We start from the raw sequence: 15641 nt of genomic DNA on the forward strand, positions 1-15641 counted from the left end.
AGGATGTACATTCGCTTGCCAATATCGCGAAACCCGGAACTGATAGAACAGGAAGTTAGACCTCTGGAGGGTGATAAACCGTGATCACGATCATGAAAGCCCGCCGTGAGCACGTAGAAGGCATTTGTCGGGTCTGTACGCTGGGATACTGGGATACGTACGGAGAGATGCGCCCCGCATCGTACATCCAGCGTATTGTCGATGAATTCTACAATTCGGAAAGAGTGGCACGTGAAGTGCAGAACGGCGAGTATTGGGTTGCTGTTGACGGGGAGACAGTCGTTGGCGCTGGTGGAGGTGGGATGATTTCGGATACGGAAGGAGAACTTTTTGCGCTGTACGTAGATCCGGAACGGCGGTATGAAGGAATCGGTACTCTCTTGCTTACTGCCATTACGGATGAACTGAGAGAATCCGGTGCTAAGGTGATGTGGGTGTCCGTCGCAAAGGGGAATAAGAAAGGCATTCCGTTCTATGAGTCACGAGGCTTCACGCTGCAAGGCGAGCGGAAAGCATATGCATCATTGGACGATGAGGATTATGTTTCGTTGCGGTACTTTCGACAAATCTAATCCTGGCAGCCTTTGGGGGAGGATCCTACATGATCAAGGGGCTATACGAGGCGCACCTACCGGTAAGCGACATAGACAGGTCCATCGAGTTTTACCACGGGCTCGGTCTGGAAATTGCATACAAGGGGCCACGAGTCACCTTCTTCTGGATTGAGAAAGGCAAGAGCTGGCTCGGACTCTGGCCGTCGGAACATGCAAAAACACCATACCATCCGTCGGTTCGGCATGTGGCTTTTTACGTGGAACTCGAAGATATGAAGCGGGCGCAAGAGTGGCTAGCAGACCATGGAATTGCGGTCAGGGACGCTTTCGGTGTGGTTGGGGAAGACCAGCCACTGATCCTTCAGAACAGTGCAAACTACCATGCCGCCATATACTTCGACGATCCGGACGGGAATTCTCTCGAGTTCATTACGCCGCTTAAATTGGACGCTCCAAGCGTCACATATCATGATGGTATGGCGCTCAAACAGTGGCTCAAGGCCAACCATTTGTAAGGCGGGAGGCTGGATATGATGCAGGTGGAAACACCTTGCGAGGCGCATTTAGTCGTTCGAAACCAGGAAAGGTTGGCTCAATATCATGAGACGGTACTTGGGTTCATCCCGGCGCTTATCCTCTCGGATATATTCGTTGGACGGCCACCCAGAGGCTCAAGGAAACCGGAGTAGAGGTCAGAGGGCAACTTAACTTGGAGGAGTTGCGCTGGACTCCGAACCATGAGTCGAACAGCGTGGCACGCATCGTTGACACATTAGGTCATGTCTCTTTTTCCGTCATTGAAAGTTGTTCAATGCCAAAAATAAGAATTTTTAGACCGGTTTGGAACATGCTGTCGGAACCAAGATCGCTGAACACGCCATTAAGGTACATTCTTCGCAATGGTTCAGGCAGATTGCCGACGGTTGGCTCAATCTCTTGGCGTACGCCTTTCATCGCCACATCGTTTTTGTGCTGCTGATACTTATCCAACTCAAAAGAAAGAACAAAGTTCAACACGCAGGCAATCGAGGAAAACTTTCTTCGGTCACTGATCGGTAGTGGTTCAACAATTTTAAGCATGTGGTTTATAAGATCGATGTATTGTGCTCCTGATGGCACTGTCTGAATCATCAAATGAGCAGAACACGGGTATTTCTCAAGTTGGTTGCGAAAGTGATTTCCGAACCGGTACAATTGCTCCTTCCAATCTCCTTCATTTTGGGCTGAAAGCACGACCTTCTGTGCAATCTCATTTGCAAGGAATTGAAAAATTTGTTGTTTACTCTGAAAGTGCCAATACAGGGAAGCAGCTTTGATGTCGAGTTGTTTGGCCAATTTTCGCATCGTGAATTGTTCTATACCGCATTCGCGAAGCAATTCCCACGAAGCGTTGACGATTCTTTCTCGTGTAATAGGCATATTCACGCTTGCATTCATAATTAAACCATCTCCACAGGGTTGCTACGACTCATCATAACACATATTTCAGAGCGCATCTAACATTGTTAGTTCAACACTTGACACAGCGTACCTCACGCCGTAACCTAACGTTGTTAGATTCGGTTGTTTGTTCGTCTGGTTTTTGGGACGGTGATCAATCTATTATTTCGCGCCTCATCTAACGTTGTTAGGTGGTTTGATGCGACAATCAAAAACGGAAGGTAGTGGTCATGTGGAAAGAACGGTAGGTGCGACGTCACGCGAGTTTTCTGTGAGAAAAATACTTCCAACTGTGTTCGCGCTCATCTTTGGCATGCTCGTCGTCATGATGGACAGCAGTGTTATGAACGTGGCCATACCCACACTCGAATCAGCGTTTCAATCGGGTTTGAAAATCATGCAATGGTCAATTACAGGCTATACGCTCGCGTTATCCGCAGTCATTCCGCTAGCGGGATGGTTTTCTGACAGATTTGGAGCGAAGCGGGTATTCCTCATCTCCATCGGCCTGTTCATGGTTGGGTCTTTGTTATGCTCAATTGCAACATCACCTGCGCAACTAATTACCTTTCGCGTCCTTCAAGGGCTGGCTGGCGGTATGGTAGCGCCCATCGGTATTGCATTTTCGTTTCGGGTGGCGCCTCCGGACAAACGTGGCTCGGTCATGGGATTATTGGGGCTGCCGATGCTAATCTCCCCCGTACTTGGCCCACTTCTATCCGGGTGGCTACTGGAATACGCAAGCTGGCATTGGATATTTCTAATTAATGTTCCGATTGGTATTGTCGCATTGGCGTTAGGACTGAGGTTTCTACCTCGTTCAGTGGACACGAAAAATCCACAGCTCGATATTCCTGGGGCGATTATGGCACCGTTCTCTTTTGCGGCGATTGTATATGGTGTGCATGACGGTGGGAGCCAAGGTTGGAGCGTTCCGTCCACCATCATACCACTAACCATCGGCGTGCTATCTCTATGCGTATTTATTGTGGTCGAACTGAGACGACAGATGCCACTGTTGGAATTGCGAGCGTTTCAATCTGTGGAGTTCAGTAAGGGTGTAGTGATCGTTTTTGTAAATTGGACGGCAATTTTCGGGACACTATTCTTGATTCCTCTATATTTGCAACAAGTAAGAGGCTTCTCTACCTTTCATTCGGGGCTGATGGTGATTCCACAAGCGGTCCTGTCCTTTATTGGCCTCCAAATAGGTGGAAAGTTGTTCGACAAGTATGGCGCGCGTCCCATCGTGTTTGCTGGTCTTCTTATACTGTCAGCCGCCCTCTATTGGTTATCCCAAATTCAAGTGAACACGTCCATCGCCTCGCTCGTTACGAACTTGTGCATTTTGGGATTGGGCCAAGGTCTTACAACGATGCAGATCAGTACCCACGTTCTTAAATCAGCCCCAGCGCAACTGATTAGCCGTGTTACTCCAATCACGACTTCGGGGCAACAGATTTTTGGTTCCTTGGCCGTCGCAATGATGTCTGGATTTTTAGCCTCAAATATCGCGAAGCACATGCATGCCGTTGCCAACCAGTCAAAGGAAGCACTGGTTTCTGCTATGGCGACCGGGTTTGGCGATACGTTTCATATTGCATTAATCATCGCTCTATGTGGGCTTGTTTTGAGCATCTTCTTAAATAAGCCTAGAACCCGTCAAGGTTGACTCGTAAGTGGAACCTCGTGTGCTCGAAACGCATCGCACAACCTACCTGGTAGCAGGTTTCGTTTATACGAGACGAGTCAAGGCATCCCTGACGAAGTACTTGGAAGGCAACCTAAAACTCAAGGTGAATCGTGAAAAGAGCGATGTGGGGAGACCGTGGAAGCGAAAGTTTCTCGGTATACTGGCCCCAGAGTCAACCCAGACAGATGACGTGAGATAAAATAGACGTAGTGAGGTGTTTGACTCATGCCAGGACGTAAGTGGACTGTGGACGAGAAAATGAACATTGTGTTGGAAGGGATGGTTCCCGGGGCGAATATCAGCGAGGTTTGCCGACAGCATGGTGTGGCCCAAAGTCTGTATTACAAGTGGCGTGACGCGTTTCTGACTGGTGGACGAGCAGGGCTTCAGTCAGGTCCTTCTACCCGGGAGCAGGAGTTGGAGAAGCAGTTGCAGGAAGCCATGAGCAAAATTGGCGAGCAAGCTATGGAAATCGATGTGTTGCGAAAAAAATCGAACTGGGGCCGGAAGTAAGCAGCCGTTCCTTGGTTGCTCAGCTCGTCAAGGAAGGGTTTCGGGTCCCAGTGATTGCGAAAGCATTGGAGCTGAACCGGACGTACTGTTACAGTTTGCTGAAGCCGCCTGTGCCAAAACCGAAGCGGCCTTCTGTGGACAAGGACGCTCTGGTCAAACAGTGGATTCGGAAACTGTGCGAAGAATTCCCCACGTACGGATACCGGCGAATCCAAGTCATGCTGCGTCGCCGATACAACCTGCGGGTGAACCATAAGCGGGTGTACCGGTTGATGAAGGAAATGGGGCTGCTGGTGAAAACTCCGAGGCGGGGCGCTTCACGAGCGAAACGGCGAGGGAAGATACCGGTCACCAGGTCCAACGAGCATTTCCAGTGCGACATGACGAAGGTGTGGTGTGGGAAAGACGGCTGGGGATATCTGTTTGCCGTGATTGATGCTTATGACCGGGAGATTGTGGGGTACTCGTTTTCCCGGTTCTGCCGTACAGAGGACCTGCTGAAGGCTGTGGATATGGCACTGAACTATCGCTTCCCGAACGGCGTTCAAGGTGCCGGTTTGACATTGCGAACCGACAATGGCTGCCAGATGACGAGTCGACGGTTCATTCAAGCGATGAAGGCCTGCCAAATCAACCACGAGCGGACGGGTCACAACAACCCCGATGCTGACGGATACATCGAGCGATTCTTCCGGTCGCTGAAGGAGGAGAAGGTCTGGCTGCAAGAATACAGCAGCTTTACCGAGGCGAAAGCGGCGATCGAGTCATACATTCACTTTTACAACACGGACCGACCTCATTCCGCACTAGGTTATCGGTCACCGTCGGAATTCAGAAACTGGAAAATGCAACAGAACGCAGCGTGAGACGGTTTTTATCTGAATTGTAAATCTATCATCTCTTTCTTAAAAGCCATCCCATCTGTCTTGACAATGTGGGGTTCAATACGCCTTTGCTTCGACGTAGATTCAAATCCGGACCCATTTGCGTATCCAGTACTCATTGTCACGGGGCGGCAGGATGACGTTGTTGGCTTTCAAGATGCGTGGCGCTTCGTGGATAAGTATCCACGAGCCACGTTTGCGGTTCTTGACATGGCAGGGCACAATCTCCAAATTGAGCGTTCGAATCTCTTTGAAGCATTGGTACATGACTGGCTGGACCGGCTTGAGAATCCAGGCACACAGTAATCGCTGAAAGGATGCTTACCGTTGATACCGTCCTCGAGCTTGGAACGCATAACCGCACAATTATCTACCTGCGGGATCGATGTTGTGCTTGGTGGGAGTGGACTCCTATATGCCCTTGGTCTAGCTACGGTTGTGAACGATTGGGACTTGACGACAGATGCTCCCCTGGAATCTGTCGCAGCGTGCCTGAAGGGATTCCACGTTGTTCGGAAGTGTCGTGCATCAGCGGTTTTCTGCAGCAATTACATTTTGACACTCCCAGACGAAGGCGTCGAGATCATAGGTGGTTATGCAATCAGGTGCGGGGATAACGTATGTAAACTTCCAAGCATATCGGGAGGAACATGGCGAAGCATCCCGATTGCCAGCGCAGAAGTTTGGGCGGCAGCGTACCACCTGATGGGGAGATTGGAGAAATCAGAGCTCCTCTTTGGCTACCTGAGCCGTGTGGGTGCCACGAAGCGTGTAGTCGATTTGCTCCTCAAACAACCGTTACCAGAGGAGTTACTGTATCGCCTGGAAGCGATGCCAAGTTGGTGACATCCACCAGCACTCGTTGAGAGGAAGGCGGCTTCAATGGAATTTTAATCTTGCCATAGTACAATAACCGGGGCGAGACTAACACTTACCTTGTTTCCGGAGCGTCTATTCGCTTTCTGAAATGGGTTTGATGTGGGACGAAGGAGGCAGAGGAATGAAGGGGCGGCATTGGGAAGTGGACTCCGTATGTCCGAAATGCGAAAAGACGAATCACATTTTGATTCCTGAAGGTGAAACTGTGGTTCGGGTTCACTGCGAGCACTGCACCCATGGGTACGAATATACGCATGTGGTGACTGAGTACGACGTGGTTGAAGACGAAACCGACGAGCACTGAGCGGAATCGAAACGCGGTGTTTTGAGGGTGACCCCGACACCTGCATGCATCAATTGGAGGATGGTTGGTGGATGGTTGACAGTCAGCGGGTCGCAATCGTCACGGGAGGAACTCGTGGGTTAGGGCGAAGTATTGCCAAAATGCTTGCCGCGGATGGCTATACGGTGGTCGTCAACTATCGTTCGTCCGAATCCTGGATTGCATTCCGTTGCAGCGCTTTGGGCAGCCGGACGATGTTGCACACATGGTGTCGTTTCTCTGCTCAGACAAAGCATCCTACATCACGGGACAGTTGTTCTTTGTCAATGGCGGCAATTCCATGGGCTAGCGCAGTACGCGGAAGCAGGGAATGAAGTGCGAATTTTTGCCAAGCTCCCGACGGAAAACTTCCTTCACTGGTGGAAAAACGCAGTGCCTGTCCGCAGAGCGGGCAGGCACTGTCGATGACGGATGTCACGCCGGAAGGGGGTTTAATCTGTATCGTAGCCCGCTTCTTCGACGGCTTCCTTCAGGGCCTCTACGCTGGTCTTGGTGTCATCAAACGTCACCGTGGCTTTCTGGCCAGCCAAATCCACGTTGGCTTCCTGCACACCCTGCACACCTTTCAGTGCCTTGGTGACGGCGTTGACACACCCATCGCAGGTCATCCCTTTTACGGGAATGGTAGCAGTTGTCATGGAAAACATCTCCCTTTGTCAATGTGTATGAGGGTCCATCATCGATTCTAGAAACGGAGCCGGCACACCGGCGCTTGGCTACACCTCCTTTCCAAGCCGCAGCCGCCGAAGCAGAAGGCTGTTGGTGACGACGCTGACGGAACTCAGGGCCATCGCTGCACCGGCGATGATTGGACTCAGAATGCCGACGGCGGCCAGCGCGATGCCGATCACGTTGTAGATAAACGCCCAGAACAGGTTTTGCCGGATTTTTCGCATCGTCGCTTTGGACAGCAAAATGGCATCGACCACACCGTGTGTCCCCCCGTGCAAGAGCGCGATGTCCGCCGCCTCGAGGGCGACGTCGGCGCCCGATCCCATGGCGATACCAATATCCGCTGCGGCCAAAGCCGGGGCATCGTTGATACCGTCGCCCACCATGGCAACCACGCGGCCGTCGTTGCGCAGCGCTTCGACCTTGTTCGACTTGTCGGCAGGTAGAACGCCAGCCATCACATGCTCGATGCCGATCTCGGCGGCTACCGCGCTCGCCGTGTGTTCGTTGTCGCCGGTCATCATCCAAACCTCAATGCCCATCTGTTTCAGCTGGGCCACCGTTTCCCTTGCGTCCGGCTTGACCGTATCCGCAATCGCGATGACGCCCAGCAGCTGTTGGTCACAGGCGACCAAGACGGCCGTCTTACCAGCGTCTTCATAGGTCCGGAGAATGTCTTCCGGAATCGTTCCGATCCCGATTTCACCAAGCCAGCGCCGTGTCCCGACACGAATGGTGTGTCCGTCCACCGCGCCTTCAATCCCGCTCCCGGGGACCGCGCGCACGCTGGAGGCCGGCCAAACCGCCACGCCTCGCGCTTTACTGTACGCAACGACAGCGCCGCCAAGCGGATGTTCACTTTGCGCCTCCACAGCGGCTGCGCGCAGCAGCACATCCTGTTCCGTCACACCCTGCGCCGCCCAGACATCGGTCACGGTCGGTTGGCCAATGGTCAGCGTGCCGGTCTTATCGAACACCACCGTGTTCACCTTGTGGGCGCGTTCCAGGTGTTCACCGCCTTTGATGAAGATCCCGATTTCCGCCCCCAACCCTGTGCCCACCATGATGGCGGTCGGCGTGGCCAAACCCAGCGAGCACGGGCAGGCGATGACCAGCACAGCCACCGCCGCCAGGAGGCCGCCCGACCATCCAGCGAAGAGGCCCCAGGCGATGAAGGTAAGCACCGCGATCGCCAGTACGATGGGCACGAAAATCCCAGATATTTTGTCTGCCAAGCGTTGCACGGGCGCCTTGGACCCTTGTGCCTGGTCAACCAGTCGAATGACTTGCGCCAGGGCGGTGTCGGACCCGACCTTGGTGACTTCCATGGTAAAGGCGGCGGTTTGATTGATGGAGGCACCCACCACGGGGTCACCCGCCGTTTTTGACACAGGCACAGATTCGCCGGTCAAGAATGATTCGTCGATGGTCGTGATACCCTCGCAAATCACGCCGTCTGCCGGCACCCTTTCCCCGGGGCGGACGCGAACCCTGTCGCCCGCACGAAGTTCCGCAACGGGGATGTCGGTTTCCGCGCCGTCGCGGATGACATGGGCCACCTTGGCCTCGAGTTTTGCCAGCGCCTCAATGGCAGCGCCGGATTTGGCTTTTGCTCGGGTCTCCAGCAGCTTGCCCATCGAGATGAGCGTGACCACAGTCGCTGAGCTGTCAAAGTACACGTCCGGCCTCGCCGTCACGGTTAAAACCGCGCTGTAGAGATACGCGACACTGGTACCGAGTGCGACCAGGACATCCATATTGGCGGCACCGCCGCGCAGGGCGTGGTAGGCGCCTTGATAGAATCGCCAACCGACGTAGAATTGAACGGGGGTCGCCAAAATCCAGCTGACCCAGTTCGGCAGAAACGGTGTGCCGCCGAATAGCATCACAAACATTTGGACGACCAGCGGCAGCGTGAGCACGGCCGCCAGCCCAAACTTCGCCAAGTCACGCCGGTACGCCAGTTCTTTGCGCGCGTTCTCTTCCGCGGCCGCCGTCTCTGAAGCCAGTCTCGCACCATAGCCCGCTTTTTCGACGGCGCGGATCAGGTCCTGTTCATGTACCGAGCCGGGCAGATACACGATGTGCGCTTTTTCGGACGCCAGATTCACGTGGACAGACTGCACTGCCTCCAAACGCCCGACCACTTTCTCGATGCGCGCGGCACAGGCGGCGCAAGTCATTCCGGTAATCTGCAAATCCACTTCCTGCTTTGGCACTACGTTAACCTCTGTGGTGTCTGGCATAAGGTGTCACTCTTTTCCATTGCTCAGGATTTCGTAAATTGGCGGATCACGTCCATCAATTCATCGATTTTTGCCTCTCCATCCGTGTGGTTGCTGAGGGCATCCGCCACACAACCCCGGGTGTGGGATTCGAGAATGGTCAGCCCCACTTGGTGAATGGCGTTCTTGATGGCCGCAATCTGAACCAGGATATCCACGCAGTAACGGTCTTCGTCAATCATCCTTTGTACGCCGCGAACTTGGCCTTCAATACGCTTGAGCCGCCGGGTCAGGTCCTCTTTCTTGGAGGCGTAACTGTGCGTGTGGCCGTGTGCGTCGTGCGTCATCGTCGATTCCCCATTTCATTCACGCTCTCTGCTATATACAATACCCCTGTATGGTATCATGCGTCAAATGCGCTTCGATATACCGACTTACGCGGAGACATTGCAATCATCGTGGAACAACGGCACGGAATTGCGAACGAAAGCACAGCCTCCATTTCCGAAATTGAGTTACAATAGCGAAAACAAGGGGTGCCCGCAACGTGGAGGGAGTCAGACGATACGAACGGGATCGCCCCATGAAGGAGGACAACGGCTTGCGTGTGCTGGTAGAACACCGCGATCGAATTTGCATCATGACCCTGAACCGTCCAGAGGTTCGAAATGCGGTCGATCGAGAAACGGCAGCCGCACTGGCGGATGCCTTCCGGTCCTTCGATGCCGATCCCGGCCTGTCTGTCGCAATTTTGCAAGGTGCAGGCGGAACCTTTTGCGCGGGCGCTGATTTGAAAGCGGTATCAAGCGTACCCTCCGGGGAAAGCCACCAGTTAGACGACGACATGTCTCACGATGGACCGATGGGGCCCACCCGCATGCGTTTATCCAAACCTGTGATTGCTGCCGTCTCCGGGTATGCGGTGGCAGGGGGATTGGAATTGGCGTTGTGGTGCGACTTGCGGGTTGCCGACCGGGATGCCGTGTTTGGCGTCTTCTGCCGGCGGTTTGGTGTGCCGCTGATTGACGGAGGCACGCAAAGACTTCCCAGACTCATCGGTATGAGCAGGGCGATGGACCTGATTTTGACGGGGCGTCCCGTGGGCGCCGAGGAGGCATTTCAGATGGGCCTGGTCAATCGCCTGGCCGAACCAGGCGAAGCGCTTGAAGCAGCAGTTGACCTGGCGACGCAGATTGCAGGGTTTCCCCAAGGGTGTTTGCGGAGCGACCGGCAGGCTGTTCTTCAAGGCTTTGATTTACCGTTTGATGACGCGATGGCCCTCGAGTTCCAGCTCGGCAAGCGCATCATCCAAAGCGGCGAGACGCGGGAGGGTGCACAGCGTTTCGCGTCTGGGCACGGCAGGCACGGGCACTTTCAGCCCATCGATTCCAATCTGAGGAGGTCGTAAACATGAATGCGTCCGAACTGATTGAACGGGGTGCCAAGTATTACCCGAAACAGACAGCAGTCATCTGCCAGGGGGAGCGTCTTACGTTTGAAGAGGTTTACCGGAATGCCAATCGTCTCGCGAATGGACTGCTGAAACTGGGCTTGCAGAAAGGTGACCGGGTTGCATTCTTGCTGGCAAATTCGGCGCAGAGCGTTGAAATTGACTTTGCATTATTACTCTGCGGTCTGGTCCGAGTCCCGCTGAACACCAGACTGTCCTTGGGCGAGCACCTCCATATGATCCGCGAATCGGAGGCAAGGGCCCTGCTGTTCAGCGAGGCCTTCCAGGCTCGCGTCGCGGACCTGCGGGCAAATCTCACAGACGTACAGTGGTACTGCCAAACGACCGGATCGACTGCCGCACCGTGGGCGTTGACATTGTCTCTGTTACAACAGGATGTCACGGATGAACACCCAGCCGTAACGGTGGCCGAACAGGACCTGGCCACGATTCAATATACCTCCGGTACGACTGGAACATTGAAGGCAGCGGTGCATACCCACGAAACATGGGTGGCGATTTGTAATCACATCCTGACGAGTCTCGATGTTCAAGCTGGCGACATCATGCTGCATGCCGCCCCGTTGACACATGCATCAGGAACGCTGGTCTTGCCCCACTGGATTCGCGGCGCGACCAACGCTGTGCTGCCAGGGTTCGATCCGGCAGCGTATCTGCACGTGGTCGACCAGGAGAAGCCAACGACACTCAACCTCGTACCGACCATGATTGTCATGCTCCTCAATCAGCCGGACGTAGAACAATACTCATTTGCCTCCGTCCGCAGCATCATATATGGCGCCTCCCCGATGCCGAGAGAGGCGCTGCGCCGCGGGATAGAATTGTGGGGCGCCAAGTTCATTCAGTACTATGGGCAAACTGAGGCACCGCTGATCCTGACCTTGCTGGACAAAGACGATCATGTCGTGGGTGGACCCCAAGGCGAAGCGCGACTGCTTTCCTGCGGCCGTCCCGTATCGACGACTTCTTTGAAAATTGTTGATGAAAATGGGGTGGAGGTCGCAGACGGAACGATTGGCGAAATCTGCGTCAAGTCGAATCAAGCGATGGTCGCGTATTGGAAAGCACCCGCGCTGACTGCAGAAACCATCAAAGAGGGATGGGTGCATACCCGGGATATGGGCTATATAGACGAGGCCGGATATCTCTTTCTCGTCGATCGAAAATCGGACATGATTATCACCGGAGGATTCAATGTCTATCCACGAGAGGTGGAGGAAGTTCTCTATCAGCATCCTGCGGTGATGGAGGTTGCGGTCGTAGGGGTTCCTGATGAAAAATGGGTAGAGACGGTCAAAGCTTTCGTCGTACTGCGGCCAGGTCGTTCCGCGTCGGAGGCGGAGATCATCGAGTTTTGTAAAGAACGGTTAGCGTCGTATAAGAAACCATCATCGGTTGAATTTGTCGATTCGTTACCGATGAGTCCGGTTGGTAAGGTGGTTCGTCGATTGCTGCGAGATTCGTATTGGGAAGGGAAGGAGCGGCCCAGCGAGTCTTCGCGTGGGAAGGAAGGATGACTGCGATGTCGATGCAGCGGATGAATCCTGCGGTGGATACCTATCTCGCGCAAGGGTGTATGCGATGCCCGCGCGGGGGGACCGCGGACTGCAAAGTCCACGATTGGCAGGAGGAACTGACAAAGTTGAGAACGATTTTGCTGGACTGTGGATTAACGGAAGAACTGAAGTGGTCTCAGCCCTGTTACACCCATCAGCATCGCAACATTGTCATCATGAGCGCGTTCAAAAACTATTGTGCAATCAGCTTCGTCAAAGGTTCCTTACTCAAGGATACCCACGGCGTGCTGGTCAAGCCGGGAGAACATACGCAGGTGGGTCGTCAGATCCGCTTCACCCAGCTGCAGGATGTCGTTGACATGGAACCGATTTTAAAGGCGTACATCGAAGAAGCGATTGAAATCGAACAATCCGGTGTCAAGCCGACTGTCCACAAAGATCGCCCCGAATCAGTGCCTGAGGAATTTCACCAGAAGCTGCAGGAACGGCCGGATTTGAAGGCCGCTTTCGACGCTTTGACGCCAGGGCGGCAAAGAGCGTACATTTTTTACTTTTCGGCGCCAAAGCAGTCGAAAACGAGAGCAGCAAGAATCGAAAAATGCATGCAGAAAATTCTCGATGGGAAGGGTTTGTACGACTAACAGCGGCACTCAAATTCGAACCCCTTCCAACGTCAGCAGCTGCGCCTTCATCGCGATCCCGCCCCGGTACCCGGTCAGTGTTTTGTTTTTCCCGATGACTCGGTGGCAAGGCACGACAATCGGTACCGGGTTCGCACCGTTTGCAGCGCCGACAGCGCGCACGGCCGTCGGCTGACCGATGGCAGCGGCGACTTCGGCATAGCTTCGGGTGACGCCAAACGGAATGTCAAGCAATGCACGCCAAACCTGAATTTGAAAGGGTGTCCCGCGGAGATCCAACGGAACTGTAAAGACGGTTCGATTTCTGCTCAGGTACGCTTCGATTTGCTCGCGATATGGATGAAGTTTTTTCGGCTCGTGCACCAGCCGCGATCCCGGCGCATGCCGGTTCACCCATGCCTGCAGTTGATTGAACGGTTCATTGGGGAGTGTCATAGAGCAAAGTCCCTTGTCGGTTGCCGCCAGGTGCAGCGTCCATGCCCCGTGTCGAAGCGTATCCCAATAGACTGCTGACAACGATCTCATCTCGCCGCGCCTCCTCTGTCAGTTCGAAACGGTGGACCGCTGATGATAGGTTTACGATCTGCACCGTTGCTACAACTATACCCCATGCGGCCGGTTGCACGGATGCCCGCGGCAATAGGACAGCAAGATTCAGAAAGCTGCCTGCCAGATAGCGCATTCTTTGTGGACAGGGTGAGCAAAAATAGTTGCGCTGGCTGGAGGATTTCACCATGTATTCCCGAATATGATGGTAACGATTCAACGCGGGATGTTCATGACTTGACTGGAGTCCGTACAACCATGGGCAGCTGAACATCGTTCGAGGGGGAAAATTGTGAAAAAGCTGATAGCTGGGGCCGCTGCCGTTGTATCAAGCGTCATTCTGTACGGGTTGACACGTGTTTCCGCTGCAATTTATGCGCTGTATTTGACCCAGCCGAATGTTGGCTGGAACACTGATTCAGGTCCGTTTGGGACAGCCATGCGAGCCGTTGGGACGGTCCCGCTCATCATCGCTGTTTTGCTTTTCGTCGTCGGAGCTTGTTTGGTCGTGGCGGGGATTCGAGAGGGAAAATAGGAGAAACCGAGGGGGGGCTTACTTTGAGGTGGCATGTCATGACGCCCGTTTGCGCGATACTCTTGTTCCTGACTGGCTGCGGAAATCAATTTCATTACGATTCCAACTGGAAAGCCATATCGGCGGAGATAGGGACACAGTGGCAGGTTAACCAAGACCACGTCCTGACTGACAGCGATTCAGCATTTCAGTGGACCATTTATGTGGGAGCGAAGGCAAAGACACCAAACTTCACGTACTGGACGACGCAATCCTCATGGAAACAACTTTCCCCAGCACAGGCGAAACAACAGCTGGGCAGTCAGTGGAAGCTGGTTCCTTCCGGTCATTTTTACTTCTACCAACTCTCCACGCCAAACACGGCGTGGGTTGTGACCCCAGCAACCATGGTGAGTGTCGCTGCCAACCAGCAAGACAGCCATGATGGGACGCGGCTGGTGCAATACATCGTCTATGGCTCGGTTCAATCGGCGCCGATTTTCCTCACAACCGTTCCAGTACAATTGACGTCCATCTCGACGAATCAAAGTGAGCAGTCCATCACCTATGATTGGGCGCCGATTTCGTAGCCTTTTTCGCTTGGACGCCAGTACGGGAGGCGGTTGTGACGAAACGAACTTTACTCTTTGCTGGGATCATCGTTGGGCAAATTGCTTATTTCTTCGCACTTCACGATGTGTGGAAAGTGGTCGGCTGGCAATCGAATTTGTCTCATGGGCTCGGCTGGTTCACCGCGATTTTGGCATGGGCCGTCAATCCGTGTATTTGTGCCTTCGTTGCAAGTAAAATCACTTGGAACGCCGGAAAAGCTGCGACCGTCAATGTGTGTATTTTGTTTTTCTCAATCCTGCTCGCTTGCTTGCTCGCAAACGCGTCGATTTGGTTCAACGCGAGCGGATATGGCACGCATATCCAGACTCTCCCGTTTGCAGCAGAGACGTTGGCTTGGCGTCAATTTGCCACCATCGTGGAGATGGTGATCTCAGGAATTCTATTCATCGTGGGCTACAGTGTTCTTTTGACGCGGCATCGGGAAAGCGCGCCAGCGAATTCGTATTCCGGCAGGCGTCAGTCTAATGAAGAAGTGTAGAAGCCGCGATGAGCCGTATGATTGAATCAGTTCACGCGTCGTAAGGCGGCGATGACAATCGAGATTCGAACAGCAACATTATGTGATGCAGACGATATTTACTCGGTGATGATGGATGCTTATTCGGAGTACAGGAGCGTTCCTGGGTCATCCAGTGCGCTCAACGAAACCGCCGATTCCATTCGAGATTCCATCAAACTAGGAAAAGAAAGAGCAGTGGTCGGACTGGTCGACGGGATTGCGATTGCATGTGTTCGGTACCGTTTGGAGGATGGTGTGTATTTCTATCGATTGGCCGTTCGGAGGGAGTGGCAGGGCAGAGGGGTTGCGAAACGGCTGCTTTTGCACCTGGAGGCCCTTGCAAAGGCAGAAATGCAGCCGAGGATTTGGTGTAAGGTTCGATATTCGGTTCCGAGGAATGTTCATCTCTATCGATCTCTTGGCTATGTGAAATTGGGTGAAGAATGGATTCACAAGGATGGCGGAGTCACTTTAGAGGTTTGGACGATGAGCAAAGACCTGTTCGCATAATGTCCAAGGCAACCAGGTTCGAATGTTCTACCGACAACCCCACACGGCGCCGTACATTGTGAAAGGGTTTGTGGTATGATTCAGAAAATACGTTTCAACCCTCTTGT

Annotated in this window: 19 protein-coding genes and 2 pseudogenes; 16 read left to right on the plus strand and 5 right to left on the minus strand. The window is 53.6% G+C overall.

The genetic code is table 11. From position 1 onward, the window contains the following. The first annotated feature begins 80 nt into the window (after positions 1 to 80). Together JI721_RS13995 and JI721_RS14000 are read left to right on the plus strand one after the other, a co-directional pair. Positions 81 to 572 carry a GNAT family N-acetyltransferase gene (locus JI721_RS13995; RefSeq protein ID WP_274455478.1) on the plus strand — a complete coding sequence of 164 codons (492 nt, stop codon included), beginning with the start codon at positions 81 to 83 and terminating at the stop codon, positions 570 to 572. Positions 573 to 601: 29 nt separating this feature from the next. Continuing rightward, positions 602 to 1069 carry a VOC family protein gene (locus JI721_RS14000; RefSeq protein ID WP_274455479.1) on the plus strand — a complete coding sequence of 156 codons (468 nt, stop codon included), beginning with the start codon at positions 602 to 604 and terminating at the stop codon, positions 1067 to 1069. 262 nt (positions 1070 to 1331) lie between these two features. Here JI721_RS14000 and JI721_RS14005 read toward each other — a convergent pair whose 3' ends face one another. Beyond that, entirely contained in the window at positions 1332 to 1991 is a 660-nt protein-coding gene (locus JI721_RS14005) for a TetR/AcrR family transcriptional regulator (RefSeq protein ID WP_274455480.1), read from the minus strand. A 235-nt stretch (positions 1992 to 2226) separates the two neighbouring features. Here JI721_RS14005 and JI721_RS14010 point away from each other — a divergent pair, with 235 nt between their 5' ends. The 7 genes and pseudogenes from JI721_RS14010 (at position 2227) to JI721_RS14035 (ending at position 6595) form a co-directional block, all read left to right on the plus strand. Continuing rightward, positions 2227 to 3666, plus strand: a complete 1440-nt coding sequence (locus JI721_RS14010) for an MDR family MFS transporter (protein ID WP_274455481.1) — start codon at positions 2227 to 2229, stop codon at positions 3664 to 3666. Between the two features lie 246 nt (positions 3667 to 3912). Next, positions 3913 to 4200, plus strand: a complete 288-nt coding sequence (locus JI721_RS14015) for a transposase (protein ID WP_242215916.1) — start codon at positions 3913 to 3915, stop codon at positions 4198 to 4200. A gap of 50 nt (positions 4201 to 4250) precedes the next feature. Then, a complete protein-coding gene (locus JI721_RS14020; RefSeq protein ID WP_274455482.1) occupies positions 4251 to 5066 on the plus strand; it encodes an IS3 family transposase in 816 nt (271 codons plus the stop codon). 90 nt (positions 5067 to 5156) lie between these two features. Further along, positions 5157 to 5390, plus strand: a pseudogene (locus tag JI721_RS14025) (alpha/beta fold hydrolase); the annotation flags it as partial. A gap of 694 nt (positions 5391 to 6084) precedes the next feature. After that, positions 6085 to 6267, plus strand: a complete 183-nt coding sequence (locus tag JI721_RS14030; RefSeq protein ID WP_274455483.1) for a hypothetical protein — start codon at positions 6085 to 6087, stop codon at positions 6265 to 6267. 71 nt (positions 6268 to 6338) lie between these two features. After that, positions 6339 to 6410, plus strand: a pseudogene (locus JI721_RS17330) (hypothetical protein); the annotation flags it as partial. 65 nt (positions 6411 to 6475) lie between these two features. Then, positions 6476 to 6595, plus strand: a complete 120-nt coding sequence (locus JI721_RS14035) for an SDR family oxidoreductase (protein ID WP_407654031.1) — start codon at positions 6476 to 6478, stop codon at positions 6593 to 6595. Between the two features lie 142 nt (positions 6596 to 6737). On the opposite strand, the gene JI721_RS14040 is transcribed toward JI721_RS14035, so the two are convergent. The 3 genes from JI721_RS14040 to JI721_RS14050 form a co-directional block, all read right to left on the minus strand. After that, complete coding sequence (locus JI721_RS14040; RefSeq protein ID WP_274455484.1) at positions 6738 to 6944, minus strand: heavy-metal-associated domain-containing protein; 207 nt, start codon at positions 6942 to 6944, stop codon at positions 6738 to 6740. Positions 6945 to 7022: 78 nt separating this feature from the next. Beyond that, positions 7023 to 9224: a heavy metal translocating P-type ATPase gene (locus JI721_RS14045; protein ID WP_274455485.1), complete on the minus strand. Its 2202-nt coding sequence runs from the start codon at positions 9222 to 9224 to the stop codon at positions 7023 to 7025. A gap of 23 nt (positions 9225 to 9247) precedes the next feature. Further along, on the minus strand, positions 9248 to 9550 hold the full coding sequence (locus JI721_RS14050; RefSeq protein ID WP_274455486.1) for a metal-sensitive transcriptional regulator: 303 nt from the start codon (positions 9548 to 9550) through the stop codon (positions 9248 to 9250). A gap of 200 nt (positions 9551 to 9750) precedes the next feature. On the opposite strand from JI721_RS14050, the gene JI721_RS14055 reads away from it, so the two are divergent. Genes JI721_RS14055 through JI721_RS14065 form a run of 3 tightly spaced genes read left to right on the plus strand, consistent with a single transcriptional unit; the run spans position 9751 to position 12832 of the window. Further along, a complete protein-coding gene (locus JI721_RS14055) occupies positions 9751 to 10611 on the plus strand; it encodes a crotonase/enoyl-CoA hydratase family protein (RefSeq protein WP_274455487.1) in 861 nt (286 codons plus the stop codon). A gap of 2 nt (positions 10612 to 10613) precedes the next feature. Further along, entirely contained in the window at positions 10614 to 12191 is a 1578-nt protein-coding gene (locus JI721_RS14060; RefSeq protein ID WP_274455488.1) for a class I adenylate-forming enzyme family protein, read from the plus strand. A gap of 5 nt (positions 12192 to 12196) precedes the next feature. Beyond that, positions 12197 to 12832, plus strand: a complete 636-nt coding sequence (locus tag JI721_RS14065) for a YdeI/OmpD-associated family protein (protein ID WP_274455489.1) — start codon at positions 12197 to 12199, stop codon at positions 12830 to 12832. A gap of 9 nt (positions 12833 to 12841) precedes the next feature. Here the strand turns inward: JI721_RS14065 and JI721_RS14070 are convergent, their stop codons facing one another. Continuing rightward, positions 12842 to 13357: a methylated-DNA--[protein]-cysteine S-methyltransferase gene (locus JI721_RS14070; protein WP_274455490.1), complete on the minus strand. Its 516-nt coding sequence runs from the start codon at positions 13355 to 13357 to the stop codon at positions 12842 to 12844. A 313-nt stretch (positions 13358 to 13670) separates the two neighbouring features. Between JI721_RS14070 and JI721_RS14075 the strand changes: the two genes are divergently transcribed. From JI721_RS14075 to JI721_RS14090, 4 genes are read left to right on the plus strand one after another with little or no spacing between them, the layout of a single operon-like run. After that, positions 13671 to 13913 (plus strand): phosphatase, encoded by a 243-nt coding sequence (locus tag JI721_RS14075; protein WP_274455491.1) that lies wholly within the window; start codon positions 13671 to 13673, stop codon positions 13911 to 13913. A gap of 23 nt (positions 13914 to 13936) precedes the next feature. Continuing rightward, positions 13937 to 14482 carry a hypothetical protein gene (locus tag JI721_RS14080; RefSeq protein WP_274455492.1) on the plus strand — a complete coding sequence of 182 codons (546 nt, stop codon included), beginning with the start codon at positions 13937 to 13939 and terminating at the stop codon, positions 14480 to 14482. 35 nt (positions 14483 to 14517) lie between these two features. After that, the gene (locus JI721_RS14085) at positions 14518 to 15003 is read left to right on the plus strand and encodes a hypothetical protein (protein WP_274455493.1); all 486 of its coding nucleotides are present in this window, start codon (positions 14518 to 14520) and stop codon (positions 15001 to 15003) included. Between the two features lie 21 nt (positions 15004 to 15024). Beyond that, positions 15025 to 15534: a GNAT family N-acetyltransferase gene (locus JI721_RS14090; protein ID WP_274455494.1), complete on the plus strand. Its 510-nt coding sequence runs from the start codon at positions 15025 to 15027 to the stop codon at positions 15532 to 15534. The last annotated feature ends 107 nt before the right edge of the window (positions 15535 to 15641 follow it).

Origin of the sequence: Alicyclobacillus cycloheptanicus (genome assembly GCF_028751525.1) — a bacterium.
Classification (GTDB): domain Bacteria; phylum Bacillota; class Bacilli; order Alicyclobacillales; family Alicyclobacillaceae; genus Alicyclobacillus_L; species Alicyclobacillus_L cycloheptanicus.